This window comes from Pseudomonas sp. W2-17 (assembly GCF_041060445.1).
Classification (GTDB): Bacteria; Pseudomonadota; Gammaproteobacteria; order Pseudomonadales; family Pseudomonadaceae; genus Aquipseudomonas.
In genome coordinates this window covers 145,350-162,451 of sequence record NZ_JAUFNS010000003.1, presented here as the reverse complement: position 1 = coordinate 162,451, position 17,102 = coordinate 145,350, and the positions used below count along the sequence as shown (strand labels likewise).

Below are 17,102 nucleotides of genomic sequence, written 5' to 3'. Positions count from 1 at the left end.
TCAGGGGCGCCGTTTTTGTTTGGCTGTTGCGTCGCTAAAAAAATGAGATCCGGTGTGATCAGGCAATCGTATCCAGGTCCGCGTGCCGGGTTTCTTTCAGGCACAGCACAGCGATCACGCTGATCAGTGCCGCCGCCGAGACATACCCACCGACCCAGCTCAAGCCGCCCATCTCCACCAGCTTCTGTGCAAAGAACGGCGCGACCGAGGCACCGACAATGCCGCCGATGTTGTAGGCCGCCGACGCGCCGGTATAACGCACCCGCGTAGGAAACAGCTCCGGCAACATCGCGCCCATCGGCGCGAACGTAACGCCCATCAGAAACAGCTCGATCGACAGAAACAGCGTCACCGCCCACGTGGTGCCGTGAGTCAGCAAGGGCTCCATCAGAAAGCCTGACAGGATGGCCAGCACGCCGCCGATGATCAGCACCGGCTTGCGACCAAATCGATCACTCGCCAACGCGGAAAGCGGCGTCGCCAGGGCCATGAACAGCACTGCAAAACACAGCATCGCGAGGAACGATTCGCGGCTGTAACCCAGGGTTTTTACGCCATAGCTCAGCGAGAAGACGGTGGAAATGTAGAACAGCGCGTAGCACACCACCATCGACGCTGCGCCCAGCAGCATCGGCTTCCAGTACTGACCGAACAGTTCGGCAATCGGCAATTTCACACGCTGATGGCGGGCGATGGCCTTGGCGAAAACAGGCGTTTCCTCAAGCTTCAAGCGCACATACAGCCCGATGATGACCAGCACGGCGCTGAGCAGAAACGGCACGCGCCAGCCCCAGGAGCGGAATTGCTCGTCGTCCAGCGTCATCGCCAGCGTCAGAAACAGCCCGTTTGCCGCAAGGAAACCGATCGAGGGACCCAGCTGCGGAAACATGCCAAACCACGCACGTTTGCCTTTCGGTGCATTCTCGGTCGCCAACAGCGCCGCGCCGCCCCATTCACCGCCCAGTCCGAGGCCTTGGCCGAAGCGCAGCACGCAGAGCAGAATCGGCGCCCATGACCCGATGGCGTCGTAACCCGGCACCACGCCGATCAGCGTGGTGCAGACGCCCATGAGCAGCAGCGATGCGACCAGTGTCGATTTGCGGCCGACACGATCACCGAAGTGGCCGAACAGCGCCGAGCCCAAGGGACGTGCGAGAAAGGCGATCCCGAACGTCAGAAACGCCGACAGCATCTGTGCGGTGCTTGAGGTTTGCGGGAAGAATACCGGGCCGATCACCAGCGCGGCGGCGGTGGCGTATACGTAGAAATCGTAGAACTCGATCGCGGTGCCGATGAAGCTGGCGGTGGCGACGCGGGCCGCGGAGTTGGCGGGGCGGGTGTCGCTCTCGTCGCGGGTTGGACAGGCAGAAGTGGTGGTCATGCGGATATCCCTGGCAGTCGTATCGCCTGTCAGCGGGAGACGAAAATTCGTGCGCGCGCTGCGGCAATCGTAATTGTTGTTTTGGGTCCAGCGCTGAACAGACTAGCCCGGATGCGGGCAAAGGCGCGTGGCGTGCTCGGGATGGGAGCGAAGGCCAGGGTGTCGCGTGAGCGGTCAGGCTGTGTGACTGGCCGGATCGCGCATTGTGCGGGTAGCACGCGCATCGGCGGGGCTGGGTAAGCGGGTCGATTATAGGAAGGGGACCGGCGCGGAAACAAGTGTTTCAGGGCGCCGCCTGCCTGTTTAGATGACGTCTTTGGTGCGGGTGTTGAGCCACATCAGCACCCGGCTGACACGGTTGTCCTCGGTCTCGAGGATCTCCAGGCGGTAGGGCCCGATCTTCAGGCAGACCGCGCTGTTGGGAATCGTCTCCAGCGCTTCGGTGATCAGCCCGTTGAGGGTTTTGGGGCCATCGGAGGGCAGATGCCAGGCGAGGCTTTTATTCAGGTCGCGAATCGACGCCGCCCCATCAATCATCAGACGCCCGTCAGGCTGCGGCTGAATGTGCGGGTTGTCGAGGGCCTGCTCGCTTTCGAATTCCCCGACGATCTCTTCGAGAATGTCTTCGAGGCTGACGATGCCCAACACCTCGCCGTATTCATCGACGACCACGCCCATGCGCCGCTGCTGCTTATGGAAGTTGAGCAGTTGCATCTGCAGTGGCGTGCTTTCCGGTACAAAGTACGGCTCGTAGCAGGCAGCTTGCAGTGCCTCTTTGGTCAGTTCGTTGCGCGGCAGCAGGTGGCTGATCATCCGCGTATTGAGCACGCCCTCCACTTGATTGATGTCGTTGTGGTAGACCGGCAGACGGGTGTGCCGGGAGATGATCAGCTTGTCGATGATCTCTTCGATGGTGTCGTCGAGGTTGATGCCGTCGACTTCGCTGCGCGGCACCAGGATGTCGTTCACGGTCATGCGGTCCAGCGCGTAGATTCCGGAGATCACGTGGGCGCGGCCATACTGGCTTTCGTTGTCCTGATAGACCGTCGGGTGCGTGTCGTCATCGTCATCGACGCTGTCTGGCCGACGCTTCGACAGAAAAGGGCGCAACAGCGTTTTGGCGATGTTCTTGTAGATCCAGGTCAGCGGCTGCAACAGGCGAACCGGGATGCGCAGCACGTTGTTGCCCAGCAGCAGAATGGATTCGGGACGACGCGCCGCCAGCTTTCGCGGAATGAATTCTGTCACCACCACCAGCACGCTGGCGACGCCCAGCCAGGCAATCAGCGGACCGTGGAAATACCAGTGGCCGATCGCAAGTAACGTGGCGAGGACGGTAATCAGTGCCTTGAGCAGCGTGTTGCCGAGGATGAGGCTGTTCAGGTTGAACGCCAGAACCGGCTTCGGTGGTTCGTTGGAGCGGGGGTTGACCGGCATTGCCCTGAGATTGTGGTGCGCAGCCTCGACCGCACTGAACAGCCCGGACCACAGGGTGAGCAGGGCAAGCAGCGTGAGCATTGTGCCGACCGGCAGATTATCCATGATCAACGCCCGTCAGATGTGCAGGATGTATTCACGAACGAGCTTGCTGCCGAAGTAGGCCAGCATGAGGAGCAGGAACCCGCCCAGGGTCCAGCGGATCGCCTTGTGGCCGCGCCAGCCCAGATGATGGCGTCCCCACAGCAGCACACTGAAGACGATCCACGCCAGGATCGACAGCAGGGTTTTGTGCACCAGATGCTGGGCAAACAGGTTTTCGACGAACAGCCAGCCGGAAATCAGCGACATCGACAGCAGGACCCAGCCGGCCCAGAGGAAGCCGAAGAGCAGACTTTCCATGGTTTGCAGCGGCGGGAAACTTTTGATCAGGCCGAGGGGGTGCTTGTTTTTCAGCTGATGATCCTGCAACAACAGGAGCAGCGACTGGAACACTGCAATGGTAAACATCCCGTAAGCGAGGATCGACAGCAGGATATGGCTGATGATGCCGTGTTCTTCAATGATCGGTTGCAGCGTACCGGAGGGCGCAAACTGCGCCATCAGGGTCGTCAGCAGCCCCAGCGGGAACAGGAGGATCAGCAGGATTTCCACCGGGAGACGAATGCACGCGAGCATGGTCACGATGATCACGGAGACAGCGATCAGGCTGGCGGCACTGAAAAAGTCCAGACCCAGGCCGATAGGGCGCACCAGTTGGCCGAACAGGGCACTGGCCTGGCAGGCAACGGCAAGGGTGCCGATCAGGCACAGCAGCCATTTGTCGGCCTTTTGGCCCTGACGCAGGCGCATACCCTGGTAGACGGTCGCAGCGGCGTAAAAGACGGCGGCGGCGAGGCTGAAGAGCAAACTCGGTGACAAGGGGGACATAGATCCTGTTGGGCGTGCCCGAAAGCGGGTGAGTTTGGCATATAACGCGCATTCCACGAAAGACTACAGAAGCAGACGCCGTGGTGTCCGTGCGCCGGAGTCTTCGCTATAATCCGCGACCTGCTCAAGCCACAGGCTCGCCGATCGCTGTTTCAGCCGCCTTTATAGCGTCGCTATTATCAATAGCCATCCTGTAAAGCGCAGGCGTCGCGATGTCGGCAGCCGACTGAAAAGGCCGCTACGGGCCGGGCCGCATCAATCGGGGTTCAGCACGAACCCAAAGGATCACGCATGTTTGAAAATCTGACAGATCGTCTCTCGCAGACGCTGCGCCAGGTCACTGGCAAGGCCAAGCTGACCGAGGACAACATCAAGGACACACTGCGTGAAGTGCGTATGGCGCTGCTTGAAGCCGACGTCGCCTTGCCGGTTGTCAAAGACTTCGTCAATCGCATCAAGGAACGCGCCGTCGGCACCGAGGTGTCGCGCAGCCTGACGCCGGGCCAGGCGTTCGTGAAGATCGTCCAGGCCGAGCTGGAAGAGATGATGGGGGCGGCCAACGAAGAGCTGACCCTCAACGTCACGCCGCCGGCGGTCATTCTGATGGCCGGTCTGCAAGGTGCGGGCAAGACCACCACTGCCGGCAAGCTCGCCCGATTCCTGAAAGAACGCAAAAAGAAAACCGTGATGCTGGTGTCGGCGGACGTCTATCGTCCGGCCGCGATCAAGCAGCTGGAAACCCTGGCCAATGACATCGGCGTGACGTTCTTCCCGTCCGACATCAGCCAGAAGCCGGTCGACATCGCCGAAGCGGCTATTAAAGAAGCCAAGCTCAAGTTCATCGATGTCGTGATTCTCGACACCGCCGGCCGTCTGCACATCGACGCCGAAATGATGGGCGAGATCCAGGCGCTGCACGCGGCGGTCAGGCCGGCCGAGACGTTGTTCGTCGTCGACGCCATGACCGGCCAGGACGCCGCCAACACCGCCAAGGCGTTTGGTGATGCGCTGCCGCTGACCGGTGTGATTCTGACCAAGGTCGACGGTGACGCCCGTGGCGGTGCTGCGCTGTCGGTGCGCGCCATCACCGGCAAGCCGATCAAGTTCATCGGTATGGGCGAGAAGAGCGAGGCGCTGGAGCCGTTCCACCCGGACCGTATCGCATCGCGCATCCTGGGCATGGGCGACGTGCTCAGTCTGATCGAGCAGGCCGAACAGACTCTCGACAAGGACAAGGCCGACAAACTGGTCAAAAAGCTGAAAAAGGGCAAGGGCTTCGATCTCGAAGACTTCCGCGATCAGTTGCAACAGATGAAGAGCATGGGCGGCCTGGGCGGGCTCATGGACAAACTGCCAAGCATCGGCGGCGTAAATCTGTCGCAGATGGGTAACGCGCAAAGCGCCGCCGAGAAGCAGTTCAAGCAAATGGAAGCCATCATCAATTCGATGACTCCGGCCGAGCGTCGCGACCCTGAGCTGATCAGCGGTTCACGCAAGCGCCGTATCGCCATGGGTTCCGGCACCCAGGTGCAGGACATCGGTCGTCTGATCAAGCAGCACAAACAGATGCAAAAGATGATGAAAAAGTTTTCGACCAAGGGCGGCATGGCCAAAATGATGCGCGGCATGGGCGGAATGTTGCCCGGCGGCGGTATGCCCAAAATGTAAATTGCATCGCGCGGGCGTTATTCCCGCGCGTTCTTCATTGGGGCAACCGTCCCGGTGGCCTGCTCAGGCAGGCACTCACTGCCGTCATCCCTGACGGCTCCATGGCAGATCTAGGTGGCCCGACGGCGTACGCCGGAAAAAGTCATTTGCAAAAATCCGGATATTCCTTAGAATATGCGGCCTTTCGGGCACCCATGCCCGCTGTGCATCTTAGATTTGCAGCACCGACTACAGGAAAATTGTTCAATGCTAACAATCCGTCTTGCCCTTGGCGGCTCTAAAAAGCGCCCGTTCTACCACCTGACTGTCACCGACAGCCGCAACCCACGTGACGGTTCCCACAAGGAACAAATCGGTTTCTTCAACCCGGTTGCCCGTGGTCAGGAAATCCGTCTGTCCGTGAACCAGGAACGTCTGGCCTACTGGCTGAGCGTTGGTGCACAACCTTCTGAGCGTGTTGCTTCGCTGTTGAAGGAATCGGCTAAGGCTGCGGCCTGAGCAATATGAACGCGACGCCAGCTTCCGCCGACGATCTGATCGTCATCGGCAAGATTTACTCGGTACACGGCGTTCGCGGCGAAGTGAAGGTGTATTCCTTTACTGATCCAACCGAAAACCTGTTGCAGTACAAAACCTGGACGCTCAAGCGCGAAGGCAATGTGAAACAGGTCGAGCTGGTCAGTGGACGCGGGAACGACAAGTTCCTGGTCGCCAAGCTCAAGGGTCTTGATGATCGTGAAGAAGCTCGTCTTCTGGCCGGTTATGAGATCTGTGTGCCACGCAACCTGTTCCCTGAATTGACCGACGGCGAGTACTACTGGTACCAGCTTGAAGGTCTGAAGGTCATTGACGGTCTTGGGCAAACGCTCGGGAAGGTCGATCATCTTCTGGAAACCGGCGCCAATGATGTGATGGTGGTCAAACCCTGCGCAGGCAGTCTGGACGATCGCGAACGCCTTTTGCCCTATACAGAGCAATGCGTGTTGGCAGTTGATCTGGTTGCAGGCGAGATGAAGGTGGAATGGGACGCGGATTTCTAAGCAATGGCCAGCCTGCGCATAGAAGTCATCACGCTGTTTCCCGAGATGTTTTCCGCCATCAGCGAATACGGCATTACCAGCCGTGCGGTGAAACAGGCGCTGTTGCAGCTCACCTGTTGGAATCCGCGGGATTACACCACTGATCGACATCACACTGTGGACGATCGCCCGTTTGGCGGTGGCCCTGGCATGGTGATGAAGATCAAGCCCCTCGAAGATGCTCTGGCTGAGGCCAGGCAGGCGGCGGGGGATGCGGCGAAGGTAATTTACCTGTCGCCACAAGGCCGCAAGCTGGATCAGTCTGCGGTACGCGAACTGGCGCAGGAAGAAGCACTTATCCTGATTGCCGGTCGTTATGAAGGCGTCGACGAGCGTTTTATTGAAGCTCATGTCGATGAAGAGTGGTCGATTGGCGACTATGTGTTATCTGGCGGTGAGCTGCCGGCCATGGTCCTGATAGATGCGGTTACGCGACTGCTGCCTGGAGCTTTAGGGCATGTAGATTCCGCGGAGGAAGATTCCTTCACGGATGGTCTGCTGGATTGCCCGCACTACACCCGACCGGAGGTGTATGCGGATCAGCGTGTTCCCGACGTATTGCTTAGTGGCAATCACGCACACATCCGGCGTTGGCGTTTACAGCAGTCCCTTGGGCGGACCTATGAACGACGCGCCGATCTTCTGGAAAGCCGCTCGCTTTCTGGAGAAGAGAAGAAGCTGCTGGCGGAATACCTCCGCGAGCGGGACGATAGTTAACGTATCGATGGTAAATCAGACCGGTTTACCTTAGGAGCACAGCATGACTAACAAAATCATCCTTGCACTCGAAGCAGAGCAGATGACCAAAGAGATCCCTCCCTTTGCCCCGGGCGACACCATTGTCGTTCAGGTGAAAGTGAAGGAAGGCGACCGCGCTCGTCTGCAGGCGTTCGAAGGCGTTGTTATCGCCAAGCGTAACCGTGGTGTGAACAGTGCTTTCACTGTTCGTAAAATCTCCAATGGTGTTGGCGTTGAACGTACTTTCCAGACCTACAGCCCGCAAATCGACAGCATGGCTGTGAAACGTCGCGGCGACGTTCGCAAGGCCAAGCTGTACTACCTGCGCGACCTGTCCGGTAAAGCAGCTCGCATCAAGGAAAAACTGGTTTAATCCCAGTCTTCCCATGCGAATGAAGAAGCAGCCTACGGGCTGCTTTTTTGCGTTCTGGCATTTGGTTTTGTCCCGCCTGTGCGGGTATGAAAAACTGCCCCCGCTTTTCAACAATCAAGTCAGAACCCATGCCCGCTATTGACCACCCCATGATCGACCGCTTTCTCGACGCCCTGTGGCTGGAGAAAGGGCTGTCAGACAACACCCGCGATGCCTATCGCAGCGACCTCGCGCTGTTCAACGGCTGGTTGCAGGAAAGGGGCGTGGACCTGATGAGTGTCAGTCGCGAAGCGATTCTCGACCACCTGGGGTGGCGGGTCGATAACGGCTACAAGCCTCGCTCCACGGCGCGTCTGCTTTCCGGCGTGCGCGGCTTCTATCGTTACTTGCTCAGAGAAAAGCTGATCGCGGTCGACCCGACGCTGCAGGTCGACATGCCGCAGCTGGGTAAGCCACTTCCCAAATCCTTGTCCGAAGCCGACGTCGAAGCGTTACTCGCCGCACCCGACCTGAGCGACGCCATTGGTCAGCGCGACCGGGCCATGCTTGAAGTGCTCTATGCTTGCGGACTGCGGGTGACCGAACTGATCAGCCTGACGCTGGAGCAGGTCAACTTGCGCCAGGGCGTGTTGCGCATCATGGGCAAGGGCAGCAAGGAGCGTCTGGTGCCGATGGGGGAGGAAGCCATCGTCTGGGTCGAACGCTACATGCGCGATGCTCGCCACGAATTGCTCAACGGTCGGCCCAGCGACGTGCTGTTTCCCAGCCAGCGCGGTGAACAGATGACCCGCCAGACCTTCTGGCATCGCATCAAGCACCAGGCCAAAGTCGCCGGCATCGGCAAATCCCTGTCGCCCCACACCCTGCGCCACGCCTTCGCCACCCACCTGCTCAACCACGGCGCCGACCTGCGCGTCGTGCAGATGCTCCTCGGCCACAGTGACCTTTCGACCACGCAGATCTACACCCACGTCGCCCGCGCGCGGTTGCAGGAAATGCATACGAAGCACCATCCGAGGGGATAAGAGTACGTCATGCCTCTTGCCAGGAGTGGGTCAGTTAATAGCGAATGGTTAGAAGGTTGATTTCGAATTGATCTTTACGTGGGAAATAGAGTGGTTCAAAAGCGGCTACAGTTGAACTCAACACTTTAAAATCACATGGAAAGAGAAATAAGATGGCCACTGACGTGATGGGCGGTTCATTTCTGGCAACGCTTGAGTCAGAAGATGGTGTTAAGTTGGGATTCTCCAGGGTTGTGAAACGAGGGGACGGACAATTGAGGGCCGAGCCACAACATTATCTATATGCCAGCACGCTGATGGATAAGTCCCTTGTAGTTGAGTTTCGCTATGTCCGTCCGGAGGTGTATGCATTATCTTGCTGGGGACTCCTTGACTCTGCATCCAGCCTAGGAAACGAGATCCAGGAGACCTTACCCCAAGGAGACGAGATCCTGGAGCCCTTACCGCCAGGAGACGAGAAGAAGCCCTCACGCGAAGAAGAATGGCACCCGGCGCCCGTAGGAGAGGTGCCCTTACCGGCAGGTCTGTCAGATGGCCCACCTTTGGTTGTTCACATCACACCCGGGCCTGTACCAGAGAAATTCGAGGTTTCTATCCCTGAAGCATCACCTGAAGAAGTTGCTGATATGGGCCCCGATTTAGATTCCGGCCCGGAACAGATGAAACCGTGGTTTAAGAAAAGTTCGGAAGCATTGTGGATTGGCGTGGATGCCAACGGCTGTGTTGTGAAGACAAAAAATAAGCAAAATGCTCTTAACGTCCGCATAGAAAATGCGAGCCCAGAGTTCGTGCATCTAGGGTCTTCGACAACTGAACGGTATCTAACAATTACTACACCCGGATACGTGGATGATAAACATTGGTGTGCCCGGGTGAGTGAAGGCGATGGCTCAAAAGCCCGTCTGAAATTGAGAGTGATCGGTGTCTACGCCCCGGACGGTGAGATCCAGTTTACCTAGGGCGGAGATGAGATCGGCGATGGCTTCGAGTGCCACAAATGTCGTTGTGACGCTCTTGCCCCTACAACATGAGCCTTGATAGTCCGCACCCGCGTAGCCCTTGCGCGGTTGCGGGAAATGCACGCCAAGCACCACCCGAGGGGGTAGTGCGTAGGACCTGCTACTCGCCGAGTGGTTATAGCTAACAGTTTGCACAATTACTTCCAACGAGTCTTAGGATTTCCGCTGCATGTACATGGATGCTGCTAAATTAAATATGTGAAGTCATTTTATTCGCCTTTAGGGAGAAAGATCATGCTTGATATAGATTATAGAAAGTCATTTTTAGCCATTGTGAGGCCTGATGGGGTCGATAAATTTTCATTTACGTTCCGTAATGAATTACTTTGTCTGGATCCTTCTTAAAATAAATCGATGGTGCTTGAGTTTATTAATGTGGGTGAGGGGGATTTTTCAGGTGTTAAGCCTTACAAGCTTCGGTTTTGGGGGTATTACGTTGATAAAGAAACGACCGTTACGCCTCCCGCAGAAAGTATCTCGGTCACGTCGCCCTCAGTAGCCGAGCCTGACCCTGAGGATAAGACGTCAAGTAGTAGCCATCTGCTATATACTAACGAAAATGGCGACGATTGGTTTTGGTTCGAAGATCAGAATACTAAAGGTGAGTAGGGAGATTGATATGAGTGGCGATAATGTAAAAACAGATATTCAGACCGCACCGCGATCTCGACTGCAGGAAGATTCTGGTCGGAAATGGTTGAATGTTGGAGTTAATGTCGGGAATATAGTGCAGGCTTCCGATCCAGCCATTTTCTACCTTACGTCTGCTGCTGGGCCTGATAAATCTGTTTCGAGCGGTACCGATGAGAGTGCTGGTTCGTACGTTGGGATGCTTGAGATCTATAAAGATGGTTTTCTCGGAAAAGTTTGTATTGGGGGCACATTTAGTATTAAGGGTAGGGTCTCGGGTACTTACAAATATGTCTCAGCTATGCCTGAACCTAATCCAAGTTTGGGTTTGCATATTCAAGTAATCGCAAGTTACAACGAAGACGGGACGATTAATTTTTTTCATGAATCGTGATGAGTTTGCAAAAAAGGATAGCGGCGGCGACGCTCAGTGCCGTCGCCCCTATCTGTCCCTCCAATCACCGACGCCTTCGGTGCTTCATCACGCAGGCTATCCACCTCATCGTTGAAACGCCCTTTGGTCGTGAAGGCGAGTCGGCCTCGCGAGCCTTATGTGATAGGCTTTGCCGGTTTCGCAGATCAAGGCCCTGAAAACCTCCCGGTGCTTTTCCGCCACCCGTTTTCAGCCCGGCCCGTCTGCTCACCGCTCGAGGAGTTTTCATGCGCGTCACTCGTTTTCTCGGTGCTGCCGTTGTAGCGCTGGCCAGCTCTTTCAGCCTGTTTGCCCACGCCGACGAGGCGTCCGACAAAGCCATTCGCAAGACCCTGGAATCGCTCAATCTGGAGATTCCCGTCGAGAGCATTTCCAGCAGTCCGTTGAACGGCCTCTACGAAGTCAATCTGAAGGGCGGTCGCGTGCTGTATGCCAGCGCCGACGGTCAGTTCGTCATGCAGGGCAACCTGTACCAGATGCAGGCCGGCAAGCCGGTCAACCTGACCGAGAAGGTCGAGCGTCAGGCGATTTCCAAGACCATCAATGGCATTCCTGCCGCTGAAATGGTCGTCTACCCAGCCGTTGGCGAGACCAAATCCCACATCACGGTGTTCACCGACACCACTTGCCCGTACTGCCACAAACTGCACGCCGAAGTGCCGGAGCTGAACAAGCGCGGCATCGAAGTGCGTTATGTGGCGTTCCCGCGTCAGGGTCTGGGCTCGCCGGGTGACGAACAACTTCAGGCCGTCTGGTGCTCCAAAGACCGCCGCGGTGCAATGGACCGCATGGTCGATGGCAAGAATATTCAGGCGCCGAAGTGCGACAACCCGGTCACCAAGCAGTTTGAAATCGGCCAGTCCATCGGCGTGAACGGCACACCGGCCATCGTGTTGGCCGACGGTCAGCTGATTCCGGGCTACCAGCCAGCGCCACAAGTGGCCAAACTCGCACTGAGTGCCAAGTAATTTCGTTTATCGCAGCCTCCTGCGGTAAACATTGAAGCGGCCTGTCCGTAGCGCTTCATCAATAGCGAGCCGTGTTGAACGCGGCTGATTCCACGGCCGGCCTCGCGTCGGCCGTTTTATGGGGAGTTCATAGTGAAACCGGTCAAAGTAGGCATCTGTGGGCTGGGTACTGTCGGTGGCGGTACCTTCAATGTGCTAAAGCGTAACGCCGAGGAAATTGCCCGCCGTGCCGGGCGTGGAATCGAAGTGGCGCAGATTGCCATGCGTACACCAAACCCCAATTGCCAGATTACCGGTACCCCGACCACGACCGACGTGTTCGACGTGGCGAGCAACCCTGAAATCGACATCGTCATCGAGCTGATCGGTGGCTACACCATCGCCCGCGAGCTGGTGCTCAAGGCCATCGAAAACGGCAAGCACGTAGTCACCGCCAACAAGGCGCTGATCGCCGTGCACGGCAACGAGATTTTCGCCAAGGCCCGGGAGAAGGGCGTCATCGTGGCTTTCGAAGCGGCGGTGGCGGGCGGTATCCCGGTGATCAAGGCCATTCGTGAAGGCCTGTCCGCCAACCGCATCAACTGGGTCGCCGGCATCATCAACGGCACCGGCAACTTCATCCTCACCGAGATGCGTGAAAAGGGCCGTACCTTCCCGGACGTCCTCGCTGAAGCGCAAGCGCTGGGCTATGCAGAAGCCGATCCCACCTTCGACGTCGAAGGCATCGACGCGGCGCACAAGCTGACCATTCTGGCGTCCATCGCCTTTGGCATCCCGCTGCAATTCGACAAGGCCTACACCGAAGGCATCACCAAGCTGACCACCGCCGACGTCAATTACGCCGAAGCGCTGGGCTACCGGATCAAGCACCTGGGCGTGGCTCGCAGCACGCCGAGCGGTATCGAGCTGCGCGTTCACCCGACCCTGATCCCGGCGGACCGTCTGATCGCCAACGTCAATGGCGTGATGAACGCCGTGATGGTCAACGGCGACGCCGCCGGCTCGACATTGTTCTACGGCGCAGGTGCCGGCATGGAGCCGACCGCTTCATCCGTCGTGGCGGATCTGGTCGACGTGGTTCGTGCCCTCACCACCGACCCTGAAAACCGCGTTCCGCATCTGGCCTTTCAGCCCGATTCGCTGTCCGCCCACCCGATCCTGCCGATCGACGCGTGCGAAAGCGCGTACTACCTGCGCATCCAGGCCAAGGATCATCCCGGCGTGCTGGCGCAAGTGGCGAGCATCCTGTCCGAGCGCGGCATCAACATCGAATCGATCATGCAGAAAGAAGTCGAAGAACATGACGGCCTGGTGCCGATGATTCTGCTGACCCACCGCGTGGTCGAGAAACGCATGAACGATGCGATCGAAGCGCTGGAAGCGCTGGAAGACGTTGCCGGACCGGTTGTGCGCATCCGCGTCGAGCATCTGAACTGAGACGAGCCGCAAGCGTTAAGCGGCAAGCTGCAAGTAACAGCAAACTTATATCGCGGTGAGCTTCGGCCCCCGGGCTGCAGGTCAAAGACAAACCGTTTTGACTTGCAGCTGGCCTCTTTGAGCTCGCCGCCCAAACCGAAGGTTTGAAAAATGCGCTATATCAGTACCCGCGGCCAGGCACCGGCCCTGAATTTCGAAGACGTGCTGCTGACCGGTCTGGCAAGCGATGGCGGTCTGTATGTGCCGGAGAACCTGCCGCGCTTTACGCAGGAAGAGATTGCGTCCTGGGCCGGCCTGTCATACCACGAGCTGGCTTTTCGCGTGATGCGTCCGTTCGTGACGGGCAGCATCCCCGACGCGGATTTCAAGAAGATTCTCGAAGAAACCTACGGCGTGTTTTCCCACGCTGCGGTTGCGCCGCTGCGTCAGCTGAACGGCAACGAGTGGGTATTGGAGCTGTTTCACGGACCGACCCTGGCGTTCAAGGATTTCGCCCTGCAACTGCTGGGTCGTCTGCTGGACTATGTGCTCGAGAAGCGCGGCGAACGCGTGGTCATCATCGGCGCCACCTCGGGTGACACCGGCTCGGCCGCCATCGAAGGCTGCCGTCGTTGCGATAACGTCGACATCTTCATCCTGCACCCGAACAACCGCGTGTCCGATGTTCAGCGCCGCCAGATGACCACCATCTTCGGCGAGAACATCCATAACATCGCGATCGAAGGCAACTTCGACGACTGCCAGGAAATGGTCAAGAACAGCTTCGCCGACCAGAGCTTCCTCAAGGGCACGCGTCTGGTGGCGGTGAACTCGATCAACTGGGCGCGGATCATGGCCCAGATCGTGTACTACTTCCACGCGGCGCTGCAGTTGGGTGGCCCGGCGCGTTCGGTGGCGTTCTCTGTGCCCACCGGCAACTTCGGCGACATCTTCGCCGGTTACCTCGCTCGCAACATGGGCTTGCCGATCAGCCAGCTGGTGGTTGCCACCAACCGCAACGACATCCTGCACCGCTTCATGAGCGGCAATCAGTACGTCAAGGAAACCCTGCACGCCACGTTGTCGCCGTCGATGGACATCATGGTGTCGTCCAACTTCGAGCGTCTGCTGTTCGACATGCACGGTCGCAACGGCGGCGCAATTGCCGAACTCATGGCCAACTTCAGGCAGGGCGGCGGTTTCAGTGTCGAGGAAGAGCGCTGGACCGAGACCCGCAAGCTGTTTGATTCGCTGGCGGTCAGTGACGAAGACACCTGCAAGACCATCGCTGAAGTGTTCGCCAGCACCGGCGAGCTGCTCGATCCGCACACCGCGATCGGCGTGAAAGCCGCGCGGGACTGCCGCCGCAGCCTGGACACGCCAATGGTGATCCTGGGAACGGCGCATCCGGTCAAGTTCCCGGACGCCGTGCTGAAAGCCGGTGTAGGAAAAGCGCTTGAGCTGCCTGCACATTTGTCTGATTTGTTCGAGCGAGACGAGCGCTGCACTGTTCTGCCAAATGACCTCAAAGCCATGCAGGCCTTTGTCAGCCAGCACGGTAATCGTGGCAAACCTCTCTGACCGTATCGCCGTGTAACAACTAAGGCCCGCCTCGCAGCGGGTCTTGTTTTTTCTGCGTGCCACACTTCCGAAGAATTTTCTTCTTTCGGTATAAGCCCGTGGTTGTTAAACATTTTTACTCAGCGGCATTTAGCAGCCGCATCCTGAATCTCCAACCGGCGCTGTGGGCGTTGCTGATGCTTGTGTGCATCTGCAGTCGTCCAAGTCATGCAGCTGAAAGCCTGCGGTTCAGCCTGAGCGCCCCCCTCGTGACGCAACAGCCGCTTGTCCTTGACGAGGCGGACCGCCAGTGGCTGGACGCACGGAAAGTGCTGAGAGTCGGCATTTCCGTTGCTGATCATGAGCCCATCGACATCACCACCGACCATAACCGCTATCAAGGCATCAGCGCGGATTACCTGAGTCTGATCAGTGCGCAGCTTTCCATGCCCGTACAGATACGCGGGTTCGCAAAGCGCGCGCAGGCGGTCAAGGCATTGCTGGCCGGAGAAATCGACTTGCTGACCAGCGCCAACGGTTTCGAGCGAGAAACGTCCGGACTGGCATTCAGCCGGGACTACATTCCTGACCGAACAGTGGTGTTCGGCAGGGGCAACAACGCTGACCTGCACCCTTCGCTGAGAGGAAAGCGCGTGTTGCTGCTGGACGGTTATGCGGACGAAGCGCAGGTTCAGCGGCTCTACCCGGACAGTGAGATCGTCGTCGCGCCCACGCTGTACAGCGCGATGGAGGCACTGGCGAACGACTCCGCCGACGCCTTCATTGCCAATGAGGTGACGGTGCAGTCTTACAGCCTGCTGCGGCCTTACCTCGGTTTACAGACCAAGTTCGACAGCCTGCTGCCATCCACAGGCTTTTCATTTGCCTTCCGAGAGCAAGACTCGACGCTGCGGACGCTCTTCGACCGAGCGCTGGAAGGCGTGGACGACTCTGTCATCCGTGAAATCCAGGGGCGCTGGACCCTCGGGTTGGGCGCCGATCTTGCCCGACGGCAGGTGAACATCAACGCGGTCGAACGGCGGTGGATTCGCAGACATCCGCAGGTCATCGTCGCGTCCACCCAGCACCCTCCCTACGTCTACAAGGATGCTCAAGGTCGCTGGGTGGGTTTGAACGTGGAGGTACTCGCGCGTATTTCGCGTATGACCGGTCTGCAGTTCGTGTATCAGGAGTCGGCCTCGACCGGAGATCTGCTGGAGACGTTGACGGACGGCAGTGCACACATGAACACCACGCTGGCCGAAAACCCGGAACGCCAAAGGCTGTTGAATTTCACCTACGCATTTGGCGGCAACAACTGGGTCTTTCTCGTGCACGCTGACAGTAACCCGTCCTTCCAGCTGTCGGACATGACCGGCAAGGTGCTGGCGCTTCCCGCACGACACGCGTTGCTCGGGTTCATTCAGCAACGCTATCCGCATATCCAGCTCAAGCTTGTGGCGACGTATGAGGATGCCCGTCGACTGGTGGAGAAGGGCGACGCCGACGCGACCATCCAGAACGAGGCAGGTGCGTGGCTGTATCCATTGGGCAAGCTGAAGGTCGGACGCAGCGTTGAGGGCATGTGGTCGCCGGACAAATTTTCGGTCGTCAGAAGCCATCCCGAATTGCTCGGCATACTCAACAAGGCTCTGGAGGAATTCCCGGTGGCTGAAATGCGTGCGATCCGCCTGAAATGGCTCGGCGCGGCGAATCCTCACCCCTCGGTCTGGAACCGCATTCCCGCCTGGATATACTGGCTCACTGGCGCTTCCTTACTGCTGGGGCTGGTGTCACTGGCCTGGAGCAGCCGCCTGAAATTCCAGATTCACCAGCGGCAGCGCGCCGAAGCGCAACTGGGTGATCAGCTTGCCTTCAAGCGGATACTGCTCGACGGCATCCCCAATCCGATTTACGTGCGTGATCTTCAGGGCCGTCTTGTCGCCTGCAACCGCAGTTATGAGGAAATTTTCGGCATCAGTTACGAGCAATTGCAGGGTCGTCGCCTGATCGATGTTGACCTTATTCCCGGCGACCTCGCCCAGCAAATGCACGCTGACTACATGAACATGCTGGAGACGCGGGAGCGTGTGTTTACCGAGCGGGTACTGCGGCTGGGCGGACGCCAGATCGACGTCTCGGAATGGACGGCCCCCTACCACCGCGCGGACGGTCAGCTGCAGGGCTTGCTCGGCGGATGGATGGACATCAGCGAACGCAAGCGGCTGGAAGGTGAGTTGCACGATGCCCGTCAAGCCGCCGAGCAGGCGGCAGGCCAGTTGAAGGTGCTGCTCGACGACCTGGAGCAGGCGAAGACGTCAGGGGGGTGAATTCTGCCTGTCACATTCGGCAGGCATGCTCCGGAATCAGGCTGCGGCAGGCAGTGCGCATGTGTCAACTCGCCACAGTGCGCAGAACTTTCCACTGCTGCCAATGGTCATTGGT

14 protein-coding genes and 1 pseudogene are annotated in these 17,102 nt (G+C 58.4%); 12 read left to right on the top strand and 3 right to left on the bottom strand.

Features of this window, described 5'->3' with window-relative positions:
* Window positions 1-58: 58 nt before the first annotated feature.
* The 3 genes from QWI20_RS04855 to QWI20_RS04845 all read right to left on the bottom strand — a co-directional run bounded on the left by QWI20_RS04855 (window position 59) and on the right by QWI20_RS04845 (window position 3,748).
* Window positions 59-1,381 (bottom strand): MFS transporter, encoded by a 1,323-nt coding sequence (locus QWI20_RS04855; protein ID WP_369304445.1) that lies wholly within the window; start codon window positions 1,379-1,381, stop codon window positions 59-61.
* A 303-nt stretch (window positions 1,382-1,684) separates the two neighbouring features.
* The gene (locus QWI20_RS04850) at window positions 1,685-2,923 is read right to left on the bottom strand and encodes a transporter associated domain-containing protein (protein WP_369304443.1); all 1,239 of its coding nucleotides are present in this window, start codon (window positions 2,921-2,923) and stop codon (window positions 1,685-1,687) included.
* A 12-nt stretch (window positions 2,924-2,935) separates the two neighbouring features.
* Entirely contained in the window at window positions 2,936-3,748 is an 813-nt protein-coding gene (locus tag QWI20_RS04845; protein ID WP_192170768.1) for an inner membrane protein YpjD, read from the bottom strand.
* Window positions 3,749-4,039: 291 nt separating this feature from the next.
* On the opposite strand from QWI20_RS04845, the gene ffh reads away from it, so the two are divergent.
* The 12 genes and pseudogenes from ffh to QWI20_RS04785 all read left to right on the top strand — a co-directional run.
* A complete protein-coding gene (gene ffh / locus QWI20_RS04840) occupies window positions 4,040-5,416 on the top strand; it encodes a signal recognition particle protein (protein ID WP_369304441.1) in 1,377 nt (458 codons plus the stop codon).
* Between the two features lie 246 nt (window positions 5,417-5,662).
* Window positions 5,663-5,914: a 30S ribosomal protein S16 gene (gene rpsP, locus QWI20_RS04835; protein WP_037012442.1), complete on the top strand. Its 252-nt coding sequence runs from the start codon at window positions 5,663-5,665 to the stop codon at window positions 5,912-5,914.
* Window positions 5,915-5,919: 5 nt separating this feature from the next.
* A complete protein-coding gene (gene rimM, locus QWI20_RS04830) occupies window positions 5,920-6,456 on the top strand; it encodes a ribosome maturation factor RimM (RefSeq protein WP_369304440.1) in 537 nt (178 codons plus the stop codon).
* A 3-nt stretch (window positions 6,457-6,459) separates the two neighbouring features.
* A complete protein-coding gene (gene trmD, locus QWI20_RS04825; protein WP_369304439.1) occupies window positions 6,460-7,212 on the top strand; it encodes a tRNA (guanosine(37)-N1)-methyltransferase TrmD in 753 nt (250 codons plus the stop codon).
* Window positions 7,213-7,255: 43 nt separating this feature from the next.
* A complete protein-coding gene (rplS, locus tag QWI20_RS04820; protein WP_037012438.1) occupies window positions 7,256-7,606 on the top strand; it encodes a 50S ribosomal protein L19 in 351 nt (116 codons plus the stop codon).
* Between the two features lie 128 nt (window positions 7,607-7,734).
* Window positions 7,735-8,631, top strand: a complete 897-nt coding sequence (xerD, locus tag QWI20_RS04815) for a site-specific tyrosine recombinase XerD (RefSeq protein WP_369304438.1) — start codon at window positions 7,735-7,737, stop codon at window positions 8,629-8,631.
* Window positions 8,632-8,783: 152 nt separating this feature from the next.
* Window positions 8,784-9,590, top strand: coding sequence for a hypothetical protein (locus QWI20_RS04810; protein WP_369304437.1), 807 nt, complete (start codon window positions 8,784-8,786; stop codon window positions 9,588-9,590).
* A 679-nt stretch (window positions 9,591-10,269) separates the two neighbouring features.
* A complete protein-coding gene (locus QWI20_RS04805) occupies window positions 10,270-10,674 on the top strand; it encodes a hypothetical protein (RefSeq protein ID WP_369304436.1) in 405 nt (134 codons plus the stop codon).
* Between the two features lie 266 nt (window positions 10,675-10,940).
* Window positions 10,941-11,681 carry a bifunctional protein-disulfide isomerase/oxidoreductase DsbC gene (dsbC, locus tag QWI20_RS04800; RefSeq protein WP_192170775.1) on the top strand — a complete coding sequence of 247 codons (741 nt, stop codon included), beginning with the start codon at window positions 10,941-10,943 and terminating at the stop codon, window positions 11,679-11,681.
* Between the two features lie 132 nt (window positions 11,682-11,813).
* Window positions 11,814-13,118: a homoserine dehydrogenase gene (locus QWI20_RS04795; RefSeq protein ID WP_108120894.1), complete on the top strand. Its 1,305-nt coding sequence runs from the start codon at window positions 11,814-11,816 to the stop codon at window positions 13,116-13,118.
* A gap of 150 nt (window positions 13,119-13,268) precedes the next feature.
* Window positions 13,269-14,678 (top strand): threonine synthase, encoded by a 1,410-nt coding sequence (gene thrC, locus QWI20_RS04790; protein WP_369304434.1) that lies wholly within the window; start codon window positions 13,269-13,271, stop codon window positions 14,676-14,678.
* A 176-nt stretch (window positions 14,679-14,854) separates the two neighbouring features.
* Window positions 14,855-16,927, top strand: a pseudogene (locus QWI20_RS04785) (transporter substrate-binding domain-containing protein); the annotation flags it as partial.
* Window positions 16,928-17,102: the final 175 nt, after the last annotated feature.